We start from the raw sequence: 26,095 nt of genomic DNA, 5'->3' as shown, positions 1-26,095 counted from the left end.
TTATCTTTGTTAATTTGAGCGTTATGATGAAAACTATACCTATACTCACATAAAAATCTAAATAAATCACATTTTTTACATAACAAAAAAAGCCAGCTAAACTGGCTTTCACTTATTGTTGCTCTTGTGCGTTTTCTTCTTTAGCTGCTTCTTCTTTAGCTGCTTCTTTTTCTTGCTCTTCTTTTAGCAATACTTTTCTAGATAAGTTTACACGACCTTGTTTGTCAATCTCGATAACTTTAACTGAAATCTCATCACCGATTTTCACAACGTCTTCTACCTTACCTACACGCTCAAGTGCAAGTTCAGAAATGTGAACAAGTCCATCTTTACCGCTAAATAATTCAACGAACGCACCGAATTTTTCAACGCGTTTAACTTTTCCTAAGTAGATTTCGCCTACTTGTACTTCGCGAACGATATCTTCGATAATTTTCTTCGCTTTTTCATTCATCTCTTGATTAATTGATGAAATGAATACTGTACCATCTTGCTCGATGTCAATTTTAACGCCAGTTTCTTCAATGATTTTATTGATTTGTTTACCACTTGGTCCAATAACATCACGAATTTTATCTGGGTTAATTGCCATTGTAATAATCTTCGGAGCATACGCAGATAACTCAATGCGAGGTTCAGCGATAACAGATAACATGTGATTTAGAATGTGCATACGACCAACTTTCGCTTGTTGTAATGCTTCTTCTAAAATCTCACGAGATAAACCATCGATTTTAATGTCCATTTGTAGTGCAGTTACACCTTTTGCAGTACCTGCTACTTTAAAGTCCATATCACCTAAATGGTCTTCCATTCCTTGAATATCTGTTAAAATTGTGTAATGCTCACCAGATTTCACTAGACCCATTGCAATACCAGCAACTGGTGCTTTAAGTGGTACACCCGCATCCATCATCGCTAATGTACTACCGCAAATACTTGCTTGTGAAGTAGAACCATTTGACTCTAATACTTCAGATACAAGACGAACTGTATATGGGAAATCCTTTTCAGATGGAAGTACAGGTTCAAGAGCTCGTTCTCCTAGTGCTCCGTGACCAATTTCACGACGACCTGGTCCACGCATTGGTCTTGTTTCACCAACACTAAATGAAGGGAAATTATAATGGTGCATAAAGCGTTTTGACTCTTCTACACCTAGACCATCTAAAATTTGCACATCGCCTAATGCACCTAATGTACAAATACTTAATGCTTGCGTTTGTCCACGTGTGAATAAACCAGAACCATGTGTACGAGATAAAATGCCAACCTCTGATGCTAAAGGACGAATTTCGTCACCTTTACGACCATCTGGGCGGATTTTTTCAACTGTAATAAGACGACGTACTTCTTCTTTTACAATTTTATATAAAATCTCACTTACTTGTCCTAATGTATCAGCATCAGCTTCCTCAGCTTCGTAATGCTCAATTACACGCTTTTTCACTACGCTAATTGCATCTTCACGTGCATGTTTTTCGTGCACTTGAATTGCAGAATGCATATCTGTCTCAGCCATTTCACGTACAGCTTGGTTCAAATCAGCATCCACTTCATAAAGTTTCACTGCTGTTTTCTCTTTACCGACAGCTTGTACAATCTCTTCTTGGAATGCAATTAGACGTTTAATTTCATCGTGTCCAAACATAATTGCTTCTAACATTGTTTCTTCAGGTACTTGATCCGCTCCTGCTTCAACCATGTTAATTGCATCTTTCGTACCAGCTACAACAAGGTGCATATCACTTTGTTCTTGCTGTTCTACTGTTGGATTAATAACGAACTCGCCATTAATACGACCAACTGTCGCACCTGCGATTGGACCTTCAAATGGAATATCTGAAATAGATAATGCTAATGAAGAACCAAGCATAGCTGCCATCTCAGAAGAACAATCTTGATCAACACTCATTACGATGCTGACAACTTGTACTTCATTACGGAAACCATCTGCGAAAAGTGGACGGATTGGACGGTCAATTAAACGACTTGCTAAAATTGCTTTTTCACTTGGACGGCCTTCGCGCTTAATAAAACCGCCTGGGATTTTTCCGACTGCATATAAACGCTCTTCATAGTTTACTGTAAGCGGGAAGAAATCTACATTTTTTGGCTCTTTTGATGCAGTTGCTGTAGATAGAACTGCTGTGTCGCCATATCTTACTAATACTGCTCCGTTTGCTTGTTTTGCAAGCTGACTTGTTTCAATTGTTAGCTGACGACCAGCTAAATCTATCGAGAAGACTTGCTTTTCCTGACTCATTTAAGTACCCCTCTCAATTTAAAATATTCAATTCTTCTATGTAAATGGGTAGTATATCACAATATTCTTTCCTCTAGTATTGCCGAAAATTAAGTAAGCTATAAAGAGTAGAAGATATATTTTTACCTAACAAAAAAGCGGGAATATTCCCGCTTCTTTGACTATCGACGTAAGCCAAGCTTTGTGATTAATTCACGGTAACGTGTGATATCGCTATTACGAAGGTAAGTAAGTAAGTTACGACGTTTACCAACCATCTTTAATAGACCACGACGTGAATGATGATCCTTCTTGTGAGTACGTAAGTGCTCGTTTAGAGTGTTAATTTGCTCCGTTAGGACAGCAATTTGAACCTCTGGAGAACCAGTATCAGTCTCATGAGTTCTAAATTGTGCAATGATTTCATTTTTACGCTCTTGTGTTAAAGCCATCCTATTTCACCTCCTAATAATTAAACCCCCAGTTACCTAGCAAGCATCGGTGAGTCGCAATGCCAAGTAATGGTTGTCATAAAGTACATAACATAGAATACTACTTTTCATTTGAAAAAGCAAGTATATTCTTTACGCTCGCAAAATATTCTTGGGCAACCTTTTTATCTTGAGCGATTTGCGCAACTAACTCATCAATTCCATTAAACTTTTTTTCTTCTCTTATACGCATGTGCCATTCCACTGTAACACTTTGATCGTATATGTCTTTATTAAATTCAAATAGATGCACTTCAATAGATAATTGACGCTCATTCTCTTTGAAAGTTGGTTTATATCCGATATTACATACACCATCATGCCATTCATCATGAACCTTCAACCTTACCGCATATACACCTACAGGTGGCAACAAATATTCATCACTTAAACCCACATTTGCAGTTGGGAAACCAATTTGACGTCCACGCTTATCACCGTGTACAACTGTTCCTTCTACCGTGTAAGCTCTCCCTAAAATAGATGGAATTTGTTCCATTTCACCGTTTCGAATTAACTTTCGTAATGAAGTAGAACTTACTTTTTCTTCTTGATATTCAACTTTTTCGATCACGGTCTGTGTAAACTCCCCTCTTGCATGAAATGGTAAAGTCTCCATCTTCCCTTTTCCTAAACGTCCATATGAATAATCAAAGCCTGCTACTACATGCTTTACATTTAAACCAATAATATACTCATCGACAAACTGCTGTGGTAATAATCCAGCAAATGGCTCATCGAATTTCACCACATATAAGATATCAATTCCTAAACTTGCGATGATTTCTTCTTTAAGGCGCATCGGTGTAATATACTCCACATGCGCTTCTTTTTTTCCTAATACAACAGATGGGTGTGGATGGAACGTCATGACAGCACTTTTACATCCTCTTTCATCCGCTATTTTTTTCGCTGTTCGAATCACACGTTGATGTCCTAAATGAATGCCATCAAAATATCCTAATGCCATTACAGTAGGTGGTAATTCTATTTTATTTTGTTCATGTGGATGAGTTAAATGAATAAGTTTCACGCTTGAATTCACCTTTTTCTGTAATAATCCTTCCAATAATTCATTATAGCTTTAGTTCTTGATTATTCACAAGTACTTTCATTGGCTTTAGCATTCCAGGGTGTTTTGGGTGATGTTCATAAATTGCTAAGCAACGATCATTTTTATCAAATACTGTAATAAATGGTGCTGTTGTTTCTAATTCATTCTTTAAGAACATACCGTTCTTTATTTTTTCAGCTTGCTTTTCATCTACAACCATTTTTGGAAACTTACTTAGCGCCTCATCAATTGAGATGAAAATAGACTCTACTGTTCCATTTTGCACGTTTTCTTCAATTTCTTCAAATGATATGCAATCTTCTAGTAAAAATTCACCAGATGCTGTTCTTACAAGGTGAGACATATGTGATGGAAATCCAAGTTTTTCACCTATCATTACTGCTAGTGTTCTTACATATGTTCCTTTACTACACGTTACACGGAAACGAAATGAAATATTTTCCCCTTCAAAAACTTCACGTTCATCAAGTAATACAAATTCATGAATTGTAATTGTACGAACTGGACGTTCAACTTCTTGTCCTGCCCTTGCATATTCGTATAGTTTTTTCCCGTTAACTTTTACAGCTGAGAACATCGGCGGCATTTGTTCAATTGTCCCTGTTAATTCCGCTAGTACCTCTTCTACTTCTTTACGTGTAATGACACGATTTACATCTTGTTTCTCCACAACTTCACCAGAAGCATCTTCTGTTGTTGTCGAAAATCCTAATGTCACTTCACCTTCGTATGTTTTTGTTTCACTTGTTAAAAATTGCGCAATTTTTGTTGCACGCCCAACGCAAATAGGTAATACTCCTGTTACATCTGGATCCAGTGTCCCTGTATGACCAATTCGTTTCTCACGCAATATCTTTCTTAATTTGAACACACAATCATGTGATGTCATTCCCTTTGGCTTATGTAATAATACTACACCTTCCATATACTCACCTCATCATTATTCTTTTGTAGTAATTGCAATTATGCAAAACTTATTTTACATTGAAAAAATGGATAGACAAATGTCTATCCATTATTCTTCACGTTTACCGTCTTTATTAATTTCATGTAAAAGTGTATCAATTCGATGACCATATCCGATAGACTCATCAAACTCAAAGGTAATTTCTGGTGTTTTACGAAGACGAATACGTTGGCCAATTTCTGAACGAATAAAGCCTTTTGCCTTCGCTAAACCTTTTAATGTATTTTCTTTCTGTTCTTCGTCACCTAAAACAGAAATGTATACTTTAGCAATTTGTAAATCTCCACTCACTTGTACATCTGTTACTGTAACAAATCCAATACGTGGGTCTTTAATTTTACGACTGATAATGTCGCCTAATTCTTTTTTCATTTGCTCGCCCACACGGTTCGCACGTAATTTCATAACTCTTCACCTCATTCAATACCATTCCAAATGTGTTATCGTACGTTCAATTTCAGGAAATGAATCGATATACTCAAGTACACGATTCATTTCTTTTTCACAGACAACACGATTTGAGGATACGGAAACAATTGCAATTTCTGTACGTTGCCATACATCTTGATGCCCAACTTCAGAAACAGCTACATTATAGCGCTGTTTCACACGAGTTAACACACGTTGCAAAATTGCTCGTTTCTCTTTTAAAGAATGCACATCGTAAATCATACACTCGAATGAGAGTGAAGCGATAATCATCGCTTCACTTCTTCCATAACGTATGCTTCAATGATGTCCCCTTCTTTAAGATCATTATATCTCTCAATTGTAATACCACACTCATAGTTTTGTGCAACTTCTTTTACGTCGTCTTTGAAACGTTTTAACGTATCAAGTTTTCCTTCGAAGACTACTACGCCATCACGGATAATACGAACGCCACTATCACGTGTAATTTTACCGTCTATTACGTAACAACCTGCGATTGTTCCAACTTTTGTTACTTTGAATGTTTGACGAACTTCCGCTTGACCGATTACTTTTTCTTCGAATTCTGGATCCAGCATACCTTGCATTGCTGATTCAATTTCTTCGATTACTTTATAGATAATACGGTGTAAACGAACATCAACTTTCTCTAATTCAGCTGTACGCTTCGCATTCACATCAGGGCGTACGTTAAATCCAATTACAATTGCATTAGATGCAGAAGCTAAAATAATATCAGATTCTGTAATCGCACCTACGCCTGTATGGATAATTTTTACTTTTACGCCTTCAACATCAATTTTACGAAGTGATGCTGCCATTGCTTCTACAGAACCTTGTACGTCTGCTTTCACAATTAAGTTAATTTCTTTTACATCGCCCTCTTGGATTTGTTGGAATAAATCTTCCAGGCTGAATTTAGATTTCTCACCACGTTGTGCAACTAACGCTTCTTGTGCACGTGATTCACCAATTTGACGAGCTTTCTTCTCATCAGCGAATGCCATGAAACGATCTCCCGCTTGTGGCACTTCATTTAAACCTGTAATTTCAACAGGAGTTGATGGACCAGCAACTTTTACACGACGACCAATATCACTTACCATTGCACGAACACGACCGAATGATGTTCCAACAACAATTGGATCTCCAACTCGAAGTGTACCGTTTTGAACAAGTAATGTCGCGATAGTTCCTTTACCTTTATCAAGCTGTGCTTCAATTACAGTACCAGCTGCATAGCGATTTGGATTTGCTTTATATTCTTCTACTTCACTCACAAGAAGGATCATTTCTAGTAAGTTGTCAATTCCCTCGCCTTGAATCGCAGAAATTGGTACGAAAATCGTGTCTCCGCCCCAAGCTTCTGGAACTAATTCATATTCTGTTAATTCTTGCATTACACGATCAGGATTTGCCGCTGGTTTATCCATTTTATTCACAGCAACAATAATTGGTACTCCAGCTGCTTTCGCATGGCTAATCGCTTCAACTGTTTGTGGCATAACACCGTCATCAGCTGCAACAACAAGAATTGTAATATCTGTTACTTGTGCACCACGAGCACGCATTGTTGTAAATGCCGCGTGACCTGGTGTATCTAAGAACGTAATTTTCTTATCATTTACATCAACTTGGTATGCACCGATATGCTGAGTAATTCCACCAGCTTCGCCAGCAGTTACTTTTGAATTACGGATAGAGTCAAGCAATGTTGTTTTACCATGGTCAACGTGTCCCATAATTGTAACAACAGCTGGACGTTCTTTTAAGTTTTCTTCATCATCTTGCTCATCGATGAATGTTTCAAATTCAGTTTCACTTACAACTACTTCTTCTTCTACTTCAATACCGTAATCAGTAGCAATTAACTCAATTGTATCTTTATCTAAGTCTTGGTTAATTGTCGCCATAATTCCTAGCATGAAGAGCTTTTTAATAATTTCAGATGGCTCTTTGCTTAACTTTTTAGCAAGGTCACCTACTGTAAGGCTTCCAGAGAAAGTGATTTTATCTGGTGTTTCTACTATTGGTGTTTGTTGTCTTCCAGCAAAGTTATCTTGACGTTTATCTTCATTTGCTTTGCCTTTTTTCTTATTCTTATTGCTGTTCTTTTTACTGCGAACAACTTTCTCTTCTACTTCAAACTCATCTGCAACAGAAGGTTTTTCCGCTCCAGCGCTATATTGATTATCTAATTTGTTTACTACTTCATCTTCTAACATTGTCATATGATTCGAAACCTCGATATTCATCTCTTTTAGTTTTGTCATAAGATCTTTACTTGAGATATTATTTTTTTTTGCATATTCATGTACTCGAATTTTACTCATACCTTCACCCCCGGTAATTTGTATCGAGCATGCTACGTAGCTTTTTCGCAAAGCCTTCATCTAAAACAGCTACAACGACTCGCTCGTCTCTCCCAATCGCATGCCCTAATTGTTGTCGATTTTCGACTTTTCTCATTGGTATGTTGTAGTACGTGGTTTTATCAATGATACGTTTTGTAGTGTTCGCTGACGCATCTTCAGAAAGCAATACTAGCTTTGCTTTGCCACTTCGTACTTCTTTTAAAACGAGTTCTTCACCCGAAATAAGTTTTCGAGCGCGGTTTGCTAGTCCTAAAAATGATTTCCAATCAGACACTTATTTCGACTCCTTCTCAACAAGCTCAAGAAGCTCTTCGTACAGAGAACTGTCGATTTTCGCTTTTAGATGATGTTCCAAAATGTTTTTCTTTTGGGCTTGAATAATGCTTTCTTTATCTTTTGATAAATATGCACCTCGTCCTGATTTTTTTCCTGATAAATCAATAGACACTTCGCCCTCTTTGGAACGAACAATGCGAACTAGCTCTCGTTTTGATTTCATCTCTTGCGTCGCAATACATTTTCGTAACGGAACTTTTCGATTGCTCATACTCATCACCTCTATTCGATTTCGTCTTCAGCTGAATCGAATCCGAATGCGATTACGCTATCTTCTTCTGTCACAATACCAAGTTGTTTCGCATCAGACTCACTTTTAATATCAATTTTCCAGCCTGTTAATTTAGCTGCAAGACGCGCATTTTGTCCACGCTTACCAATCGCTAATGAAAGCTGGTGGTCTGGAACAACAACAGTTGTTGCTTTCTCTGCTTCATCTACAAGTACTTTAACAACCTGTGATGGACTTAAAGCATTTGCAACATATTCAACTGGGTCATTCGACCAGCGAACGATGTCAATCTTTTCACCTTTTAGTTCATCTACAACGCGTTGTACACGTTGTCCTTTCGGTCCTACACAAGAACCTACTGGATCAACATCGATATTCTCTGCATATACAGAAATTTTAGAACGGTCGCCTGCTTCACGTGCTACAGAGCGAATTTCTACAGTTCCATCATAAATTTCTGGAACTTCCATTTCGAATAAACGTTTTAAAAGACCAGGATGTGTACGTGATACGTAAATTTGTGGTCCTTTTGTTGTCTTTTCTACTTTTGTAATAAATACGCGAATACGATCATGTGGTTTATATTGCTCATTTGGCATTTGCTCACTTACAGGTAATAAAGCTTCTACTTTACCTAAGCTTACATAGATGAAACGAGCATCTTGGCGCTGTACAATACCAACCATAATGTCTTCTTCACGATCACTAAATTCTGAATAAATTACACCACGTTCCGCCTCACGAACTCGTTGTGTTACAACTTGTTTTGCAGTTTGCGCTGCAATACGACCAAAATCTTTTGGCGTTACTTCAATTTCTAGTACGTCACCATCTTGGTAGTTTGGATTAATTTGTCTTGCCTCTTCTACAGAGATTTCAAGACGTGGATCAAACACATTATCTACAACGTCCTTACGTGCTAAAACTTGAATTGTTCCCACTTCTGGGTTAAAGCTCACACGAACGTTTTGTGCTTGGTTAAAATTGCGTTTATAAGCAGAGATTAATGCTGCTTCAATCGCATCAATAATAATATCTTTGCTAATACCTTTTTCTGACTCTAATACGAGCAAAGCATCTAACAACTCAGTGCTCATGAAGATCCCCCTTCTTACTAAAACGTAACAGCAAGTCGCGCATTTGCAACTTTATCCATTGGAATTTGGATTTCTTTTTTACGTGTTTTAATTGTTAATAGTAGTGTAATTGTATTACCGTCGTAGGAAAGTAGCTTTCCTTCAAACATCTTCTCACCATCAATCGGCTTATATGTTTTAATTGCCACTTGTTTTCCTACCGCTTGCTGGAAGTCTTTCTCTTTCTTTAATGGACGTTCCGCTCCAGGAGATGATACATCCAAAAAGTAAAGATGAGGAATTGGATCCTCTTTATCTAAAGCTTCGCTTAAACGTTCACTTACCGCACCGCATTCTTCAATTTCGACTCCCTTTTCAGAATCGATGAATACGCGTAAGAACCAGTCTTGTCCTTCTTGCACATACTCTACATCTACAAGTTCAAGATTTAACTCTTCAACGATTGGCTGCGCAAATGCTTCTACAATTTCTGTGACTTTCTTATCCATAAACAGCCTCCTTCCTGCCGCCATGTACCATTTACAAGAAAAGATCCCGTTCATAAAGACGGTCTATCTTATTCTTTCTCGTTAGCTAACAAAAGCCCCTGCCGTTAAGCAGGGAATATCTGTCTTAGTATTACCAAATTTAAGAAGTAAAACTTGTAACAAAATATGTATATACGACAGAAATATCTTTACTATCTACATAAGCAAAATGTAGATAGTAACACGAAAGAGTGGGTTTCCCCACTCTCTTTTTCACAAAATATACATGACATGGTTATCTCGGTTTATAGTATACCATAGCAAATGTTGATTTGCAAAGATTTTTCCTACCTATTAGAACAGTGACAATTGGTTTTGATCCGGTAAATCTCCTAGACAACCTTGACCATCTAAATACTCAATAATCGTTTTAGAAACCTTACTGCGCTGCTGTAAGTCTTCTTTTGATAAGAAATCACCATTTTTACGAGCTTCAACAATACTGAAAGCTGCGTTTGTACCAAGACCGGGAACTGCATTAAATGGAGGAATTAAAGTATCCCCATCAATTATAAATTCGGTTGCATGCGAGCGGTATAAATCAACCTTTTGGAATGAATAACCACGCTCACACATTTCAAGTGTCATTTCTAGTACCGTTAATAAACTCTTCTCTTTCGGTGCTGCATCCAATCCTTTTTGTGCAATTTCATCAATTTTTACACGTATGGATGCTGAACCTTTCGCCATCGCCTCTACATCAAAGTCATCTGCACGAACTGTAAAATATGCCGCATAGAATAAAAGTGCGAAATGTACTTTAAAGTATGCAATACGTACAGCCATAAGTACGTAAGCAGCCGCATGGGCTTTAGGGAACATGTACTTAATCTTCTTACATGAATCAATATACCAACCTGGTACATTGTTATTTCTCATTTCCTCTTCCCATTCTTCTGGTACACCTTTACCTTTACGCACCGACTCCATGATTTTGAAGGCTAATGATGGATCCAAGCCTTGATAAATTAAATATACCATGATGTCATCACGACAACCGATAACTTCACTCAGTGTACACGTACCGTTATAAATTAATTCATTCGCATTACCTAACCATACATCTGTACCATGGGACAGTCCAGAAATTTGGACAAGCTCTGAAAACGTCGTTGGTTTCGTTTCTTCTAACATTTGTCTTACGAATTTCGTACCAAACTCTGGTATACCAAGTGTACCTGTTTTACAGTTAATTTGTTCTTCCGTTACCCCTAAAGACTCTGGACCAGAGAAAATTTTCATTACTTCTGGATCATCCGTTGGGATTGTTTTCGGGTCAATACCACTTAAATCTTGAAGCATACGAATAACAGTCGGATCATCGTGTCCTAATATATCAAGTTTCAATAAATTATCATGAATTGAGTGGAAGTCAAAGTGCGTTGTTCTCCACTCAGCACCTATTGAATCAGCCGGAAACTGAATTGGTGAAAAGTCAAAAATATCCATGTAATCTGGTACAACGATAATACCACCTGGATGCTGTCCGGTCGTACGCTTTACACCTGTACATCCCGCAACTAAGCGATCAATCTCTGCATTTCGAATTGTTAAGTTATGATCATTAGCATAACCTTTCACATACCCATAAGCGGTTTTTTCCGCAACCGTACCAATTGTTCCTGCGCGGTATACATAATCTTCACCGAACAGTAATTTCGTATAGTTATGGGCGCGTGGTTGGTATTCTCCGGAGAAATTCAAATCGATATCCGGTACCTTATCCCCTTTAAATCCAAGGAACGTTTCGAAAGGAATGTCATGCCCATCTTTCACATATGGAACATTACATGTTGGGCATTCTTTATCTGGTAAATCAAAACCAGAACCTACAGAACCGTCATTAAAGAACTCTGATTGTTTACACTTTGGACATACATAGTGCGGTGGTAATGGGTTTACTTCTGTAATTTCCATCATCGTTGCAACAAATGATGAACCTACCGATCCACGCGAACCTACTAGATAACCGTCCACTAACGATTTTTTCACAAGCTTATGTGAAATTAAATAAATAACGGCGAATCCATGTCCAATAATACTTTTCAATTCTTTTTCCAAACGAGCTTCTACAATTTCCGGTAGTTCATCTCCATAGATACTTCTTGCCATTATATAGCTCATATCACGTGTTTCATCATCAGCACCTTCAATTTTCGGTGTGTATAAATCATCTTTTACTGGACGAACATCACCAATTAATGACGCGATCTTGTGTGTATTTGTCACAACAATTTCTTTTGCTTTGTCTTCACCTAAGAATGAAAAACAATCTAGCATTTCATTTGTTGTACGGAAATGTACAGGCGGTAATGAATGGCGATTTAACGGATTAGCTCCTCCCTGCGAACTGACTAAAATTTTCCGATATATCGCGTCCTCTGGATCTAAATAATGCACATTCCCAGTAGCAACAACTGGCTTATCTAACGTCTCACCTAGTTTTACTAAGTTAGAAATTATTGTTTTTAACTGTCCTTCATCTCGAACGAGTTCACGTTCCACTAAATGACGTAACACTTCTGGAGGCATAACCTCAATGTAATCGTAAAACTGTGCAATTTCTTCTACTTCTTCAGGCGCTTTTTGCATCATAGCTTCAAACACTTCACCTTTGTCACAAGCTGTCCCTACTAAAATGCCTTCGCGATATTTTTTTAATAGTGATCGTGGTACACGTGGTACACGATAAAAGTAATTCAAGTGAGAATATGAAACAAGTTTATATAAGTTTTTCAACCCAACATCTGATGTGGCAAGTAACGTCATATGACTTGGACGCCCACGTTTATACGCATCCCCTTGTCCCATACTATCGTTTAGTTGATCGTGATATTCAAATCCCTTTTCAATCACATCTTTTAACATCTTCACAAGTAAATATCCCGTTGCTTCTGTATCATAAATCGCACGGTGATGTTGCGTTAATTCAATATCAAGCTTTTTACACATCGTATTTAATCGATGATTTTTCATTTCTGGGAATAAGAACCGTGCAAGTTCTAACGTATCAATAACTGGATTTTTCGTTTTTTCTATCCCAGCCTTTTTAAAACCTACGTTAATAAAGCCCATATCGAAGCTTGCGTTATGAGCAACAAGTGTATGGTCACCCATCCATTCCTCAAACTTTTTAAACACTTCGTCCACTTCTGGTGCATCAGTTAACATATCATCTGTAATACCTGTTAATTCAATAATCGTCGCCGATAATGGCTGATGAGGATTTGCGAAAGATTCAAAGCGATCAATAATTTCTCCACCTTTTATCTTTACAGCAGCTAACTCAATGACTGTATCATATACAGCAGATAACCCTGTTGTCTCAACGTCAAAGACAACATATGTTTCTTCTGCAAGTAGACGATGTGCTTCGTTATATGCTATCGGCACACCATCATTAACTAAATTTGCTTCTACACCATATAGAACTTTAACTCCAGCCTTTTTACCAGCAGAATATGCTTCTGGGAACGACTGTGCAACAGCATGGTCTGTAACTGCAATAGCCTCATGCCCCCATTTTCCGGCTTGGGCAACGAGCTTAGAAACAGAAGTAACAGCATCCATTTGGCTCATTGGAGTATGAAGATGAAGTTCTACTCTTTTTTCCCCTTCTTTTGCTTTATCTTTACGAGAAGGTCCCGTTATTTCATTTATATCATTTGCGATCATAACTAAATCACGCACGAATGTATCATTTTGAACTGAACCACGCGCTTTTACCCAAGTTCCTTTTTTCAAGGATTGTAACATCGGGATATCTTCTTTATCACGTGAGAACATCTTAATCATAATAGAGTCCGTATAGTCAGTTATCTTTAAAGTTAATAATGTACGTCCACTACGAAGTTCTTTCGTCTCTACATGGAAAACATACCCTTGAACGGTTTTTCTTCTTTCTTCATCTTGAATTTCACGCAGCGGCGTAATCTCTTCATCTGGCTTAATAAGATAACCAAGCACAACTGGTCCTTCGTGAACAACATCACTTTCTTCAGCTTGCCTTTTAGCCATCTCTTCCATAGCCTGTATAACTCGTTGACGATCTTCTTCCTCTGTTTGCTCACGAAACTTTTGCATTTCTTCTGCATTTTGCTTTATATGTGTGTCTAACTGAAAACGCGGGAATCCAAAAGCTTCGTATTGATCACCTACTGGTTTCGCAACGTTTTTCTTTAAAGTAGTAGATTCCAGCTCATTATTCACATTTAATAGCAACTTCACGCCATTGACCTGCGGAAGTTGCTTCTTTAAGTACGCGAACATAGGTGAAAATGTAATTCGTTCTGTACAAAGCGGCCAATATGCCTTCACTTCTTCTTCTGTAAATTGTTTATTCTCTGCTTCTAATGCAAATGTTGTTCTTGCAATATGAGAAAATGATTGCTTAAGCTTTGTTTCTAGCAACTCATATAATTCTGTCGGCAAAATACGTGGCACTTGTAAGTCAAAATGCCAACTTTTATTCGCTTTATCAATAACTAGCTTTTCAATACCACCGCCATGTAAATATTGATTTATAAGGTCTTCTGGTATTTGCAACTGTTGGAGCAAAATTTGAAATCGCTCTTGTTGTTCATTTGTTAATGACATAAGCACTCTCCTTCCATTTGCTATTATAAATTGAAACGTACTACAAAGAAAGATTTCTTCCTTCTTCTTTTACAAAATACGTTTACAAAGAAAGAGAAGGTACCTCATTACGAGGTACCTCTTCTTATTTTAAAATATTAGCAATATATGTTTGAAGTTCTTCTACTTTCACTTCTTCAGACTCGCCTGTAGCACGTACTTTCACTTCTACAATACCTTCGTCTGCTTTTTTACCAACTGTCACGCGAACTGGAAGGCCGAATAAATCTGCATCTGCAAATTTAACACCTGCACGTTCTGCACGATCATCTAGTAATACTTCGTATCCTTGCTCTTGTAATGAGTTATAGATATTTCCACCCATTTCACGTTGTGCATCAGATTTCATATTTACTGGAATTACATGCACATGGAACGGCGCAACAGATTTTGGCCAAACTAAACCATTCTCATCATTAAACTGCTCTGCAATTGCTGCCACTGTACGAGATACACCGATACCGTAACAACCCATAATAAGTGGTTTTGTTTTTCCGTTTTCATCTAGGAACGTTGCGTTCATTGCTTCACTATAACGAGTTCCTAATTTGAATACATGACCAACTTCAATTCCACGTGCGAAAAGAATTGTTCCATTTCCATCTGGAGATTGGTCTCCTTCTTGGATGAAGCGTAAATCTGTATATTGACTTACTTTAAAGTCACGTTCTGGATTTACATTTACATAATGGAACCCTTCTTCGTTCGCTCCTGAACATCCGTTGACAATTGATGCTACAGCATGGTCAGCGATAATTTCGATATCCCCTGTAACACCAATCGGCCCTAAAGAACCCACTTCACAGTTTAATAACTCTTTTATTTCTTCATGTGAAGCAAGCTCAACGACTGAAGCTCCGTATACATTCTTCACTTTTACATCATTGACTTCATGATCGCCACGAACAAGTACTACTACTAATTTCGCATCTACTTTAAACACCATAGATTTAATGCATTTTTCCGCTGCGATATTTAAGAATGCAGATACTTCTTCAATAGCTTTTTGATCTGGAGTTGCTACTTTTTCAAGTGCTTTTTCGGCTTCATCACTCTTCGTATACGTAGCAACAACAGGAGCCATTTCAATATTTGCCGCATAATCAGATGTATCAGAATACGCAATTGTATCTTCACCTACATCAGATAACACCATAAATTCGTGTGTATCTTTTCCACCCATTGCTCCAGAATCAGCGATAACTGCACGGAAATTCAAACCACAACGAGCAAAGATATTAGAATACGCTTTGTATAAACCGCTATATACTTCATCCAAACTTTCTTGTGTTGCATGGAAAGAATACGCATCTTTCATTAAAAATTCTCTTCCGCGTAATAAACCGAAACGTGGTCTTTGCTCATCACGGAATTTTGTTTGAATTTGATATAATGTTAATGGTAGTTTTTTGTATGATTTAATTTCATCACGTACAAGATCTGTAATTACTTCCTCATGAGTTGCCCCTAGCGCAAACTCGCGAGCATTACGATCTTTCATACGCATTAATTCTGATCCGTAAGAATACCAACGACCTGATTCTTGCCATAATTCAGAAGCTTGCATAGCTGGCATTAATAGTTCTACTGCCCCTGCGCGCTCCATTTCTTCACGAACAATACGTTCTACTTTGTGTAACACTTTTAAACCAAATGGTAGAAAACTATAAATACCAGAAGCATTTTGACGCATAAACCCTGCGCGAAGTAATAATTGATGACTCTTAATTTCAGCATCTGCTGGAACTTCACGTAATGTAGGACTGAATACCATACTTTGTTTCATTTATTCGCACCTCTTCATTTTACTCTTACACGCAATAAAACCCCTCACCTCGAGTTAGGTGAGGGATTTTATTCTATGAGCTCTATTTCATTATAAACTTCTTCTTATTTTACAAGAAAAACTTACGGATGTCATTCCATGTTACAACTAACATAAGCAACATTAATAATGCAAACCCAATAAAGTGAACCATTCCTTCTTTTTGACGATCAATTGGTTTTCCTCGTAATGCTTCAATTAAGAAGAAGAACAAACGTCCACCGTCTAAAGCTGGGACTGGTAATAAATTAAATAAACCAAGGTTAATACTTAAAACTGCCGCTAAACTTAGTACACGCGTAAATCCATAATCTACAACTTGATCTGTTAGATTATAAATTCCTACTGGACCTGACAACTCATTAATAGAAAATTGACCCGTTACTAATTTCACAAGAGAATCAAAAATTAGTTTCGTCCATTCGTATGTTTGTTCAAACCCTGATTTAATAGAACCCATCACTGTTTTCTCTACAGGAGAATAAACACCAATTCTACCAACTTCGTCTTTTCCTTCTTTATCAAGCGTTGGTGTTACTTTCACATTAAATTGCTCACTATCACGCTTTACATGTAACGTAATTTCTTTATTTGGGTTTTCACGTACAATCGTTACAACATCTTTCCATGTACTAGTGTTCTTCCCATTGATTGCTTGAATTGTATCGTTTTCTTTTAATCCAGCCTGTTCTGCAGCACTATTCTCCATTACTTTTCCGACCATTGGTTTGTCAACAGGAACTCCTTGTACAAATCCAAGAATCACAAAAATAACAAATGCTAGAATAAAGTTCATTGCAGGACCTGCAAAAATTGTTAGAGCACGTTGGCCCAATTTTTTAGAGCCAAATTGTCTATTGTACGGAGCGATTTGAATTTCTTCTCCCGCAGAAATGATACGAGCTTTTTCATTTACTCGGAATGTTTGCAGCTCTTCCTCGTACTCTTCATAACCCAAAATTGTAAGATTATGCTCTAAATCAGCTTGTTCGACTTCAATGACACGAACATTTGGATATTTTTCATGTCCGTCAAAAACTAATTTCACAACTTCGTCTTTTTCATTTAATACAAGTCCAACCTTTTTTCCAGGTTTTAACTCAACTGTGTCCGCATCCTCGCCAGCCATTCTTACATAGCCACCAAGGGGCAGTAATCGAATCGTATACACCGTTTCATTCTTTTCAAATGAGAATATTTTCGGACCAAAACCAATCGCAAACTCGCGGCACAAAATACCTGCTCTTTTTGCGAAATATAGATGCCCTAGCTCATGGAAAAATACGAGTGCACCGAAAATTAATATAAAGGCAATCGCTGTATTCAATTCCATAACCACCTTTGCTAAATTTGTTCCATCACAAACCGTCTTGTGGCTGCGTCAATTTCCTGAATTTCCTCTAAGCTCGGACGTGCAATGACAGTGTGATGGTGCATTGCTTTTTCAATGAGGTCTTCCACTGTTAAGAAACCAATTCTCTTTTGTAAAAAAGCTTCAACAGCTACTTCATTTGCCGCGTTCATTACAGCCGGCATACTTCCACCTGTCTTTCCAGCTTCATACGCAAAACGTAGACAACGGAAACGCTCTTGATTCATTTTCTCAAAATGCAATGTTCCCATTTCCCATAAATTTAACTGTTTCGTGTCTGAAAGAGGCAATCTATCAGGATATGTAAGCGCGTATTGAATCGGTACTCGCATATCAGGTGAGCCAAGCTGTGCCATTACACTACGATCTTCAAATTCAACCATAGAATGAATAATACTTTCTTTATGTAGAACAACATCGATTTGCTCATAAGGGATACCAAAAAGCCAGTGTGCTTCAATTACTTCTAGCCCCTTATTCATCATTGTAGCAGAATCAATTGTAATTTTCGAACCCATTGACCAGTTTGGATGACGAAGTGCATCTTCTACGGTCACTTGATGCAATTCATCTCTCGTTTTATCACGAAAACTTCCGCCTGAAGCAGTTATAATTAAGCGAGAGATTCTTTTTTCATTTTCACCATTCAAGCATTGAAAAATAGCTGAATGTTCACTGTCTACTGGAAGTAACGATACATTATGTTTTCGTGCTGCTTCCATTACAAGATGCCCTGCAGTTACTAACGTTTCTTTATTTGCAATTCCAATTGTTTTTTTCGCCTCAATTGCGCGGAGTGTCGGTAACAACCCTACGCTACCTACAACAGCATTCACTACAATTTCTGTATCTGGGTGCAGCGCTACTTCTAATAAGCCTTCGCTACCATATACTACTTTTGTATTACCAGAAACAGCTTGTAATTTTAAAACATCTTCCTCTCTTTGCACAGAGACAATTTGCGGGGAAAATTCTTGAATTACCTTTACTGCATAATCAACATTTTTCCCTACAGAAAAAGCAACGAGACGGAATTGGTCTGGGTGCGAGCGTAACACATCTAATGTTTGTGTACCGATTGATCCGCTTGCACCTAGTAAACTAATGTTTTTCATGACTCCAACCCCTCGTTCATTTATTAATTGTATTGTAATAAGAAGTATAGAATTGGTAACACAAATAACCAACTATCTGTTCGATCTAAAATACCACCATGTCCAGGTAAAATTGTACCTGAATCCTTTACACCATAATGGCGTTTAAATGCAGATTGCACTAAATCACCAATTTGTCCAAAAATAGAAATGATAATCGTCAGAACGATTAAAACTCCTACATTCGCTTCAACTGGGAAGAACATATTGTAAACAAGTGCAACAACAATTCCACAAACAATACCGCCTAATGAACCTTCAATCGTTTTATTCGGACTAATTTCTGGCCATAATTTTCTTTTTCCAAATGCTTTTCCTATGAAATATGCACCTGAATCAGTTGCCCATATGACAAATAGTGCACAGAACACATATTTGATTCCTAATATTCTCGTTTCATTTAAATATAAGAATCCCATTCCAACATATGTCGTTGCCATAAGTAAAAATGAAGCATTGTCAAAAGTAAATGTATTCTTAGAAAGGACTGTATATGATAAAAGTAATAAAACAATCACAAATGTGATTTCTAATTTACCTAACCCAATCCACGTAAACAGTTCTGATGCACTACTCGGAATTAAAATAATCCACAATAATACTGCAGCTAAAACTGTTGGTACCGAAATAAGCGTAAGCTTGTTCATACGAATTAATTCATATAAACCTATAGAAGCAAGTGCATACACTAAAACTGTAAAAGGCACGCCACCGTAAATTACGATGGGAATGAATAGCGCGGCAGCAATCACTCCAGTAATAATTCTCTGTTTCACTACCAAACCCTCTCTTTCTACACGCCTCCGAATCTGCGCCCTCTATGTTGAAAGTCTGTAATCGCATTTAGCAAATGTTCCTCGGTAAAATCTGGCCAATACACATCTGTAAACCAAAATTCCGAATAAGCAATTTGCCATAACATGAAATTACTAATACGTAGCTCTCCGCTTGTACGGATTAACAACTCTGGATCAGGTAAAGAACTCGTCATTAAGTAAGAAGAAATCTTTTCTTCACTTATTTCTTCCGAACGAATTTTTCCTTCCTCACTATCTTTCATCATATGTTGCACAGCAGAAACGATTTCATCTCGACTTCCATAGTTTAACGCGAAATTAAGAATTAATCCCGTATTCTCTTTCGTATCTTCCATGGCTTTTTCCATCGCTCTGCGCGTATGCGTAGGAAGACGATCTTTTTGCCCTATTACTCGGACTTGTACGTTTTCTTCAATCAACTCTGGTAAAAATGCACCTAAAAATTCTTCTGGAAGCTTCATCAAATAATCAACTTCTTTTTTCGGTCTTTTCCAGTTCTCAGTCGAAAAAGCATAAAGAGTTAATACTTTCACATCAAGCTTACTTGCAAATTTTGTGATTTTCTTCACAACTTGCATACCTTCATGATGACCAGCAATGCGAGGCATGGCTCTTCTCTTTGCCCATCTTCCATTACCATCCATAATAATAGCAATATGTTCTGGGATATATCCTTTTTTCACTTTTTCAATGAGATGATCAAACGATGTGACCTTTTTACTTTTAAAAAAAGGAAACTTTTTAAACATCATTCATACCCTCCAACAAGCAGACGTATGCCTAAAAGTGTAAAAAGACCCCCTTAAGAAGAGGGTCATATTTGCGAAATTATCGCTATTACACTTCCATAATTTCTTTTTCTTTGTTTTTTGCTATTTCGTCAACTTTTGCAATATATTTATCTGTTTCTTTTTGGATATCTTCAGTATATCCTCTTAAATCATCTTCTGTAATGTCGCCAGCTTTTTCAAGCTTCTTAAGGTCATCATTACTGTCACGACGTACGTTACGAACAGCAACTTTTGCTTCCTCAGCATATTTCTTCACAACTTTTACAAGATCGCGACGACGCTCTTCTGTTAATGCAGGGAATGCAATACGAATTACAGTTCCATCATTAGAAGGGTTTAAGCCTAAATCTGCTTTTAAAATTGCTTTTTCAATATCACCGATAGAAGTTTTATCATAAGGTTGAATTACAAGCAAACGTGCTTCTGGAACTGTAATGTTCGCTAATTGCACAACTGGTGTTGGTGCACCATAGTAATCAACTTGTACCTTATCTAATACAGACGAGCTTGCACGACCAGCGCGAACTGTTGCTAATTCACGAGAATAAGCAGCAACTGCTTTTTCCATTTTTTCATTTGAAGACTTCAATACTTGTTGTCCCATAATTTATTTCCCCCTTACAACTGTTCCAATATTTTCGCCTAAAACGGCACGTTTAATGTTACCTTTTTCCATAACCGAGAATACAATTAATGAAATATCATTATCCATACATAAAGAAGAAGCTGTAGAATCCATTACACCTAAACCTGCTTTTAATACATCTAAGTAAGTAAGTGTTTCGTATTTCGTAGCTGTTGGGTCAATAGATGGATCTGCACTATATACGCCATCCACATTATTTTTCGCCATTAAAATAACGTCCGCTTCGATTTCAGCTGCACGTAATGCTGCTGTTGTATCTGTAGAGAAGTATGGGTTACCTGTACCTGCAGCAAAGATAACAACACGTTTTTTCTCTAAGTGACGAATTGCTTTACGACGAATGTAAGGCTCTGCCACTTGACGCATCTCAATTGAAGTTTGTACGCGAGTTTGAATTCCAATATTCTCTAAGCTATCTTGAAGAGCTAATGAATTCATAACTGTTGCTAACATGCCCATGTAATCTGCTCCTGCACGATCCATGCCCATTTCGCTTCCAATTTTCCCACGCCAAATGTTACCGCCACCAACAACAACAGCAACCTCTACATCAAGTTCTGCAATTTCTTTCACTTGTTCCGCAACTGACTTAATAACAGCTGGGTTAATTCCAAATCCTTGCTCGCCAGCTAAAGCTTCTCCGCTCAGCTTTAAAACGACACGATTATATTTCGGTTTACTCATAATGAACCTCCAATTGCTTACATCTTTATTTTAAAAAAGGGAACACAATGTGTTCCCTAATCTGTATTAGTTGTTACCTTTTACTTGGTTCATTACTTCTTCAGCAAAGTTGTCTTCGCGTTTTTCGATACCTTCACCAACAGCGTAGCGAACGAATCCTTTTAATGTTCCGCCTTTAGACTCAACGAATTGACGAACTTTCATGTCAGGATTCTTAACGAATGTTTGGTCAAGTAAGCAAATCTCTTCAAAGAATTTGCCAAGACGGCCTTCTACCATTTTCGCAACGATTTTTTCAGGCTTGCCTTCGTTTAAAGCTTGTTGTGTTAATACTTGACGCTCATGCTCAACTTCTTCAGCTGTTACAGCATCGCGGTCGATGTATTTAGGGTTAACTGCTGCGATGTGCATTGCTACATCTTTAGCAGCTGCTTCGTCAGTAGAACCTTCAAGAACTGTTAATACACCAATACGTCCACCCATGTGTAGGTAAGCGCCGAATGCATCAGCATCAGTTTTTGATACGATTTCGAAACGACGAAGTGTAAGTTTTTCACCAATTTTAGCGATTGCTTCGTTGATGTGCTCTTCTACTGTTTTGCCGCCTTCGATTGTTTGAGCCATAGCTTCTTCAACGTTAGCAGGTTTGTTAGCTAATAAGTGAGCAGCTAATTCTTTAATTAACGCTTGGAAACCTTCGTTTTTCGCAACGAAATCAGTCTCAGAGTTTAATTCTAAGATTAAACCTTCGTTACCGTTTGTTTCGATGAAAGTTAAACCTTCAGCAGCGATGCGGTCTGCTTTTTTAGCAGCTTTCGCAATACCTTTTTCACGTAAGAAGTCAATTGCTTTCTCCATGTCGCCGTTAGTTTCTGTTAAAGCTTTTTTGCAGTCCATCATACCTGCGCCAGTTTTTTCGCGAAGTTCTTTTACCATTTGTGCAGTGATTGCCATATTTTTCATCCTCCTAAAATATGTATTTATACCTTTTATAAAGGTGTTTATACCTTTTATAAAGGTGTTTATACCTTAAAAAAGGTGATAAAAGGCCGAACCCCTTATCACCTTTCCAAATTTGTTACGCAGTAACAGTTTCTTCACCTTGTTTTGTTTCAAGGATCGCGTCTGCCATTTTAGATGTAAGAAGTTTTACAGCACGAATTGCATCATCGTTTGCTGGAATAACGTGATCGATTTCGTCCGGATCACAGTTTGTATCAACGATACCGATGATTGGAATGTGTAATTTGCGTGCTTCAGCAACTGCAATACGCTCTTTACGAGGGTCTACTATGAATAATGCACTTGGAAGACCTTTCATATCTTTAATACCGCCTAAGAATTTCTCAAGACGCTCTAACTCTTTTTTAAGTTGAACAACTTCTTTCTTAGGAAGTACTTCGAAAGTACCATCTTCTTGCATTCTTTCGATATCTTTAAGACGCTTGATACGCTTTTGGATTGTTTGGAAGTTTGTTAAAGTTCCACCTAACCAACGTTGGTTAACGAAGTACATACCAGCACGAGTTGCTTCTTCTTTAATAGCTTCTTGTGCTTGTTTTTTAGTACCTACGAATAAAATGTCTCCACCTTCAGCAGCGATGTCACGCATCGTTCTGTAAGCTTCCTCAACTTTTTTCACAGTTTTTTGTAAGTCGATGATGTAGATACCGTTACGCTCTGTGAAGATGTAACGCTTCATTTTTGGGTTCCAACGACGAGTTTGATGTCCGAAATGAACACCAGCTTCAAGCAATTGTTTCATAGAAATTACTGACATAATTTAGTTCCTCCTAAATGGTTTTTTTGATATCCTCCGTTTACTTCATCTCTAAGCGAAACTACGAACGTAGCACCAACACTTAAATCAGTAAACGTGTGTACTTTGTACTGACACCACTGCTTACTATATCATACTGAAATATTACAATCAAGTCGAAAATGCGAACAATGTAAAACTTTCTTTTTTTCACGCTCAAATCCTAGTATTACCAACCTTCAATTCCTTTAAGCAAGGAATTGAAGGTTAATTAATAGTTTTCTAATGAATGTTGTCATGACGCCTTACGTAAGCAAAATCATTCACTTAAAAAAACAAAAAACTCTCCTCGCTTGAGGAGAGTTTTTTTTATAAATTAGTTTGTTTTTAATTTAGCAAGTTCCTGTAGAAACTTGTCGTTTAGCACTTTAATGTATGTTCCTTTCATACCTAAAGAGCGAGACTCAATAACACCAGCACTTTCTAATTTACGTAGTGCATTTACGATTACCGAACGAGTAATTCCTACGCGATCAGCAATTTTACTTGCAACAAGTAAACCTTCTGTTCCATTTAATTCTTCGAAGATATGCTCGATTGCTTCTAACTCACTGTAAGATAATGAGCTAATCGCCATTTGAACAACAGCTTTACTACGTGCTTCCTCTTCGATTTCTTCTGCTTTTTCACGTAAGATTTCCATACCTACAACAGTTGAGCTGTATTCAGCAAGAATTAAATCATCGTCTAAGAACTCTTGACCAAGACGAGCTAATACTAGTGTACCTAGACGCTCACCGCCACCAACGATTGGTACGATTGTAGTTAAACCTTGACCGAATAATTCTCTATTTTCTACTGGGAATGCTGTGTAGTCACTATCCACACCTAAATTTGAAGATGTTTCTGTAACATTGAATAAACTTTGCGTATACTCTTCTGGGAATTGACGCTCTGCAAGCATGTGCTTCATACGTTCGTTTTCGATTTGTTGGTGAATCGCATATCCTAATAATTTACCGCGACGACTTACAACGAACACGTTCGCTTCAATTACTTCACACATTGTGTCAGACATCTCTCTAAAGTTTACAGGCTTTCCTGCTGCGCTCTGTAATAACGCATTTAATTTTCTCGTTTTTGCTAATAATTCCATTTCAAAATTTCCTCCTACATGTTACTTACATATTTTTTCATCACTTGGAAACTAGGGCGAGTCACCTGATGACACTATTACAAAATAAACTGGCTCACATCTTTATTTTTAGCTATTGTCGCTAATTTTTCCTCAACATATTGAGGTGTTATCGTTATTTTCTCTAACGTAATTTCAGATGCCTCAAACGATAAATCTTCAAGGAGCTTCTCCATAACAGTATGAAGTCTTCTCGCTCCAATATTATCTGTATCCTGATTAACTTGATAAGCAATCTCAGCAATCTTACGAATAGCTTCGTCTGAAAATTCAATTTCTATACCTTCAGTCGCTAATAACGCCGTGTACTGTTTAATTAGCGCATTGTCAGGCTCGATTAATATTTTAACAAAATCATCCGCCGATAATTTTGTTAATTCTACTCGAATCGGAAATCTCCCTTGCAATTCCGGAATTAAATCCGACGGTTTAGACATATGGAACGCTCCAGCTGCAACAAATAAAATATAATCCGTTTTTACTGATCCGTATTTCGTTGCTACATTCGATCCTTCTACAATCGGTAAAATGTCACGTTGCACACCTTCACGCGATACATCTACGCTATTCGACTGCTTACCAGCAATTTTGTCAATTTCATCGATAAAAATAATCCCGAGCTGTTCAGCACGATAAACAGCCTCTTGTGTAACTTCATCCATATCAATTAAGCGCTGTGCCTCTTCATTTGTCAAGAGTTTTCTTGCTTCTTTTACAGAAAGTTTACGTTTTTTCGTTTTTTTCGGCATGATACTTCCTAGTGCATCTTGGAAATTCATTCCCATTTGCTCCATGCCAGTTCCTTGCAACATATCAAACATAGAAGACTGTTGTTCCGTCACTTCGATCGATATCACTTCATCTTCAAGAAGGCCTGCCGCAAGCTTTCTTTCCACATCTTGACGTTTCTTTTCGATTTCATCATCTTCCTGTGCATCAGATGTTTGGTTTGAATTTTGATTACCACCAAAAAGCATTTCTAATGGATTTTTAAATCCAGATTGCTTCTCCGGACTCGGCACTAAAATTTCAACAAGACGTTGATTCGCTTGCTCTTCTGCTTTATCTTGAACTTTAACTACCATTTCCTCTTTCACAATGCGAACGGATGTTTCAACAAGGTCACGGACCATCGACTCTACATCTCGACCCACATATCCAACTTCTGTAAATTTCGTCGCTTCAACCTTAATAAAAGGTGCTCCAACGAGTTTCGCCATTCGCCGTGCTACCTCTGTTTTACCAACACCTGTCGGTCCAATCATTAAAATGTTTTTAGGTGCAATTTCATCACGTAAATTTTCAACTAATTTACTGCGACGGTATCGATTTCGTAGAGCTACAGCAACCGCTTTCTTTGCATCTTTTTGACCGATGATGTATTGGTCTAATTTTTCCACAATTTGACGCGGAGTAAAATGTAAATGCATATAAAATGC

23 protein-coding genes are annotated in these 26,095 nt (G+C 37.6%); all 23 read right to left on the bottom strand.

Going from position 1 to position 26,095, the window contains the following annotated elements; all coding sequences use genetic code 11:
- Positions 1–112 precede the first annotated feature (112 nt).
- The 23 genes from pnp to hslU all read right to left on the bottom strand — a co-directional run bounded on the left by pnp (position 113) and on the right by hslU (position 26,086).
- Positions 113–2,266, bottom strand: a complete 2,154-nt coding sequence (pnp, locus tag JFU18_RS24065) for a polyribonucleotide nucleotidyltransferase (RefSeq protein ID WP_002033682.1) — start codon at positions 2,264–2,266, stop codon at positions 113–115.
- 161 nt (positions 2,267–2,427) lie between these two features.
- Positions 2,428–2,697, bottom strand: a complete 270-nt coding sequence (gene rpsO / locus JFU18_RS24060) for a 30S ribosomal protein S15 (protein ID WP_001229392.1) — start codon at positions 2,695–2,697, stop codon at positions 2,428–2,430.
- Positions 2,698–2,797: 100 nt separating this feature from the next.
- Positions 2,798–3,769 (bottom strand): bifunctional riboflavin kinase/FAD synthetase, encoded by a 972-nt coding sequence (ribF, locus tag JFU18_RS24055; RefSeq protein ID WP_002128800.1) that lies wholly within the window; start codon positions 3,767–3,769, stop codon positions 2,798–2,800.
- A 43-nt stretch (positions 3,770–3,812) separates the two neighbouring features.
- Complete coding sequence (truB, locus tag JFU18_RS24050) at positions 3,813–4,736, bottom strand: tRNA pseudouridine(55) synthase TruB (protein WP_002033681.1); 924 nt, start codon at positions 4,734–4,736, stop codon at positions 3,813–3,815.
- Between the two features lie 90 nt (positions 4,737–4,826).
- The gene (gene rbfA / locus JFU18_RS24045; RefSeq protein WP_000776437.1) at positions 4,827–5,183 is read right to left on the bottom strand and encodes a 30S ribosome-binding factor RbfA; all 357 of its coding nucleotides are present in this window, start codon (positions 5,181–5,183) and stop codon (positions 4,827–4,829) included.
- A gap of 15 nt (positions 5,184–5,198) precedes the next feature.
- A complete protein-coding gene (locus tag JFU18_RS24040; RefSeq protein WP_002088157.1) occupies positions 5,199–5,480 on the bottom strand; it encodes a DUF503 domain-containing protein in 282 nt (93 codons plus the stop codon).
- Positions 5,477–7,543: a translation initiation factor IF-2 gene (gene infB, locus JFU18_RS24035; protein ID WP_002014558.1), complete on the bottom strand. Its 2,067-nt coding sequence runs from the start codon at positions 7,541–7,543 to the stop codon at positions 5,477–5,479. The genes JFU18_RS24040 and infB overlap by 4 nt, the downstream gene beginning before the upstream one ends.
- 4 nt (positions 7,544–7,547) lie before the next feature.
- A complete protein-coding gene (locus JFU18_RS24030) occupies positions 7,548–7,859 on the bottom strand; it encodes a YlxQ family RNA-binding protein (RefSeq protein WP_002033679.1) in 312 nt (103 codons plus the stop codon).
- Positions 7,860–8,132, bottom strand: a complete 273-nt coding sequence (rnpM, locus tag JFU18_RS24025) for an RNase P modulator RnpM (RefSeq protein ID WP_002088161.1) — start codon at positions 8,130–8,132, stop codon at positions 7,860–7,862. It abuts the gene before it with no gap.
- 11 nt (positions 8,133–8,143) lie between these two features.
- Positions 8,144–9,250: a transcription termination factor NusA gene (gene nusA, locus JFU18_RS24020; RefSeq protein WP_002014554.1), complete on the bottom strand. Its 1,107-nt coding sequence runs from the start codon at positions 9,248–9,250 to the stop codon at positions 8,144–8,146.
- Positions 9,251–9,267: 17 nt separating this feature from the next.
- On the bottom strand, positions 9,268–9,738 hold the full coding sequence (rimP, locus tag JFU18_RS24015) for a ribosome maturation factor RimP (protein WP_002088165.1): 471 nt from the start codon (positions 9,736–9,738) through the stop codon (positions 9,268–9,270).
- Between the two features lie 333 nt (positions 9,739–10,071).
- Positions 10,072–14,373 carry a PolC-type DNA polymerase III gene (locus JFU18_RS24010; protein ID WP_201034253.1) on the bottom strand — a complete coding sequence of 1,434 codons (4,302 nt, stop codon included), beginning with the start codon at positions 14,371–14,373 and terminating at the stop codon, positions 10,072–10,074.
- Positions 14,374–14,497: 124 nt separating this feature from the next.
- Positions 14,498–16,198, bottom strand: coding sequence for a proline--tRNA ligase (locus JFU18_RS24005; protein WP_002128803.1), 1,701 nt, complete (start codon positions 16,196–16,198; stop codon positions 14,498–14,500).
- 109 nt (positions 16,199–16,307) lie between these two features.
- Entirely contained in the window at positions 16,308–17,564 is a 1,257-nt protein-coding gene (rseP, locus tag JFU18_RS24000; RefSeq protein ID WP_002088169.1) for an RIP metalloprotease RseP, read from the bottom strand.
- Positions 17,565–17,581: 17 nt separating this feature from the next.
- The gene (gene dxr / locus JFU18_RS23995) at positions 17,582–18,724 is read right to left on the bottom strand and encodes a 1-deoxy-D-xylulose-5-phosphate reductoisomerase (RefSeq protein WP_002014547.1); all 1,143 of its coding nucleotides are present in this window, start codon (positions 18,722–18,724) and stop codon (positions 17,582–17,584) included.
- 23 nt (positions 18,725–18,747) lie between these two features.
- Positions 18,748–19,539 carry a phosphatidate cytidylyltransferase gene (gene cdsA, locus JFU18_RS23990; protein WP_002088171.1) on the bottom strand — a complete coding sequence of 264 codons (792 nt, stop codon included), beginning with the start codon at positions 19,537–19,539 and terminating at the stop codon, positions 18,748–18,750.
- Between the two features lie 17 nt (positions 19,540–19,556).
- Positions 19,557–20,333 (bottom strand): undecaprenyl pyrophosphate synthase, encoded by a 777-nt coding sequence (locus JFU18_RS23985; protein ID WP_002014545.1) that lies wholly within the window; start codon positions 20,331–20,333, stop codon positions 19,557–19,559.
- Between the two features lie 85 nt (positions 20,334–20,418).
- Positions 20,419–20,976, bottom strand: coding sequence for a ribosome recycling factor (gene frr, locus JFU18_RS23980; RefSeq protein WP_000531506.1), 558 nt, complete (start codon positions 20,974–20,976; stop codon positions 20,419–20,421).
- Between the two features lie 3 nt (positions 20,977–20,979).
- A complete protein-coding gene (pyrH, locus tag JFU18_RS23975; protein ID WP_002014544.1) occupies positions 20,980–21,702 on the bottom strand; it encodes a UMP kinase in 723 nt (240 codons plus the stop codon).
- Positions 21,703–21,768: 66 nt separating this feature from the next.
- Positions 21,769–22,656, bottom strand: a complete 888-nt coding sequence (gene tsf, locus JFU18_RS23970; RefSeq protein WP_002088177.1) for a translation elongation factor Ts — start codon at positions 22,654–22,656, stop codon at positions 21,769–21,771.
- Positions 22,657–22,780: 124 nt separating this feature from the next.
- Positions 22,781–23,482 (bottom strand): 30S ribosomal protein S2, encoded by a 702-nt coding sequence (gene rpsB, locus JFU18_RS23965; RefSeq protein WP_002088178.1) that lies wholly within the window; start codon positions 23,480–23,482, stop codon positions 22,781–22,783.
- A gap of 355 nt (positions 23,483–23,837) precedes the next feature.
- The gene (codY, locus tag JFU18_RS23960; RefSeq protein ID WP_002014541.1) at positions 23,838–24,617 is read right to left on the bottom strand and encodes a GTP-sensing pleiotropic transcriptional regulator CodY; all 780 of its coding nucleotides are present in this window, start codon (positions 24,615–24,617) and stop codon (positions 23,838–23,840) included.
- Between the two features lie 77 nt (positions 24,618–24,694).
- Positions 24,695–26,086 (bottom strand): ATP-dependent protease ATPase subunit HslU, encoded by a 1,392-nt coding sequence (gene hslU, locus JFU18_RS23955; RefSeq protein ID WP_002014539.1) that lies wholly within the window; start codon positions 26,084–26,086, stop codon positions 24,695–24,697.
- Positions 26,087–26,095: the final 9 nt, after the last annotated feature.

The organism is Bacillus sp. TH22 (assembly GCF_016651015.1).
In the GTDB taxonomy this organism is placed as follows: Bacteria; Bacillota; Bacilli; order Bacillales; family Bacillaceae_G; genus Bacillus_A; species Bacillus_A mycoides.
This window is presented reverse-complemented; position numbering and strand designations above follow the sequence as displayed.

Excerpts from the sequence above, each read along its gene's own strand:
- pnp (WP_002033682.1), bottom strand. The coding sequence starts at position 2,266 with ATGAGTCAGGAAAAGCAAGTCTTCTCGATAGATTTAGCTGGTCGTCAG.
- rpsO (WP_001229392.1), bottom strand. The coding sequence starts at position 2,697 with ATGGCTTTAACACAAGAGCGTAAAAATGAAATCATTGCACAATTTAGA.
- truB (WP_002033681.1), bottom strand. The coding sequence starts at position 4,736 with ATGGAAGGTGTAGTATTATTACATAAGCCAAAGGGAATGACATCACAT.
- rbfA (WP_000776437.1), bottom strand. The coding sequence starts at position 5,183 with ATGAAATTACGTGCGAACCGTGTGGGCGAGCAAATGAAAAAAGAATTA.
- JFU18_RS24040 (WP_002088157.1), bottom strand. The coding sequence starts at position 5,480 with ATGATTATCGCTTCACTCTCATTCGAGTGTATGATTTACGATGTGCAT.
- infB (WP_002014558.1), bottom strand. The coding sequence starts at position 7,543 with ATGAGTAAAATTCGAGTACATGAATATGCAAAAAAAAATAATATCTCA.
- rnpM (WP_002088161.1), bottom strand. The coding sequence starts at position 8,132 with ATGAGCAATCGAAAAGTTCCGTTACGAAAATGTATTGCGACGCAAGAG.
- nusA (WP_002014554.1), bottom strand. The coding sequence starts at position 9,250 with ATGAGCACTGAGTTGTTAGATGCTTTGCTCGTATTAGAGTCAGAAAAA.
- rimP (WP_002088165.1), bottom strand. The coding sequence starts at position 9,738 with ATGGATAAGAAAGTCACAGAAATTGTAGAAGCATTTGCGCAGCCAATC.
- JFU18_RS24010 (WP_201034253.1), bottom strand. The coding sequence starts at position 14,373 with ATGTCATTAACAAATGAACAACAAGAGCGATTTCAAATTTTGCTCCAA.
- JFU18_RS24005 (WP_002128803.1), bottom strand. The coding sequence starts at position 16,198 with ATGAAACAAAGTATGGTATTCAGTCCTACATTACGTGAAGTTCCAGCA.
- dxr (WP_002014547.1), bottom strand. The coding sequence starts at position 18,724 with ATGAAAAACATTAGTTTACTAGGTGCAAGCGGATCAATCGGTACACAA.
- JFU18_RS23985 (WP_002014545.1), bottom strand. The coding sequence starts at position 20,333 with ATGATGTTTAAAAAGTTTCCTTTTTTTAAAAGTAAAAAGGTCACATCG.
- frr (WP_000531506.1), bottom strand. The coding sequence starts at position 20,976 with ATGGGACAACAAGTATTGAAGTCTTCAAATGAAAAAATGGAAAAAGCA.
- pyrH (WP_002014544.1), bottom strand. The coding sequence starts at position 21,702 with ATGAGTAAACCGAAATATAATCGTGTCGTTTTAAAGCTGAGCGGAGAA.
- tsf (WP_002088177.1), bottom strand. The coding sequence starts at position 22,656 with ATGGCAATCACTGCACAAATGGTAAAAGAACTTCGCGAAAAAACTGGC.
- rpsB (WP_002088178.1), bottom strand. The coding sequence starts at position 23,482 with ATGTCAGTAATTTCTATGAAACAATTGCTTGAAGCTGGTGTTCATTTC.
- codY (WP_002014541.1), bottom strand. The coding sequence starts at position 24,617 with ATGGAATTATTAGCAAAAACGAGAAAATTAAATGCGTTATTACAGAGC.
- hslU (WP_002014539.1), bottom strand. The coding sequence starts at position 26,086 with ATGCATTTACATTTTACTCCGCGTCAAATTGTGGAAAAATTAGACCAA.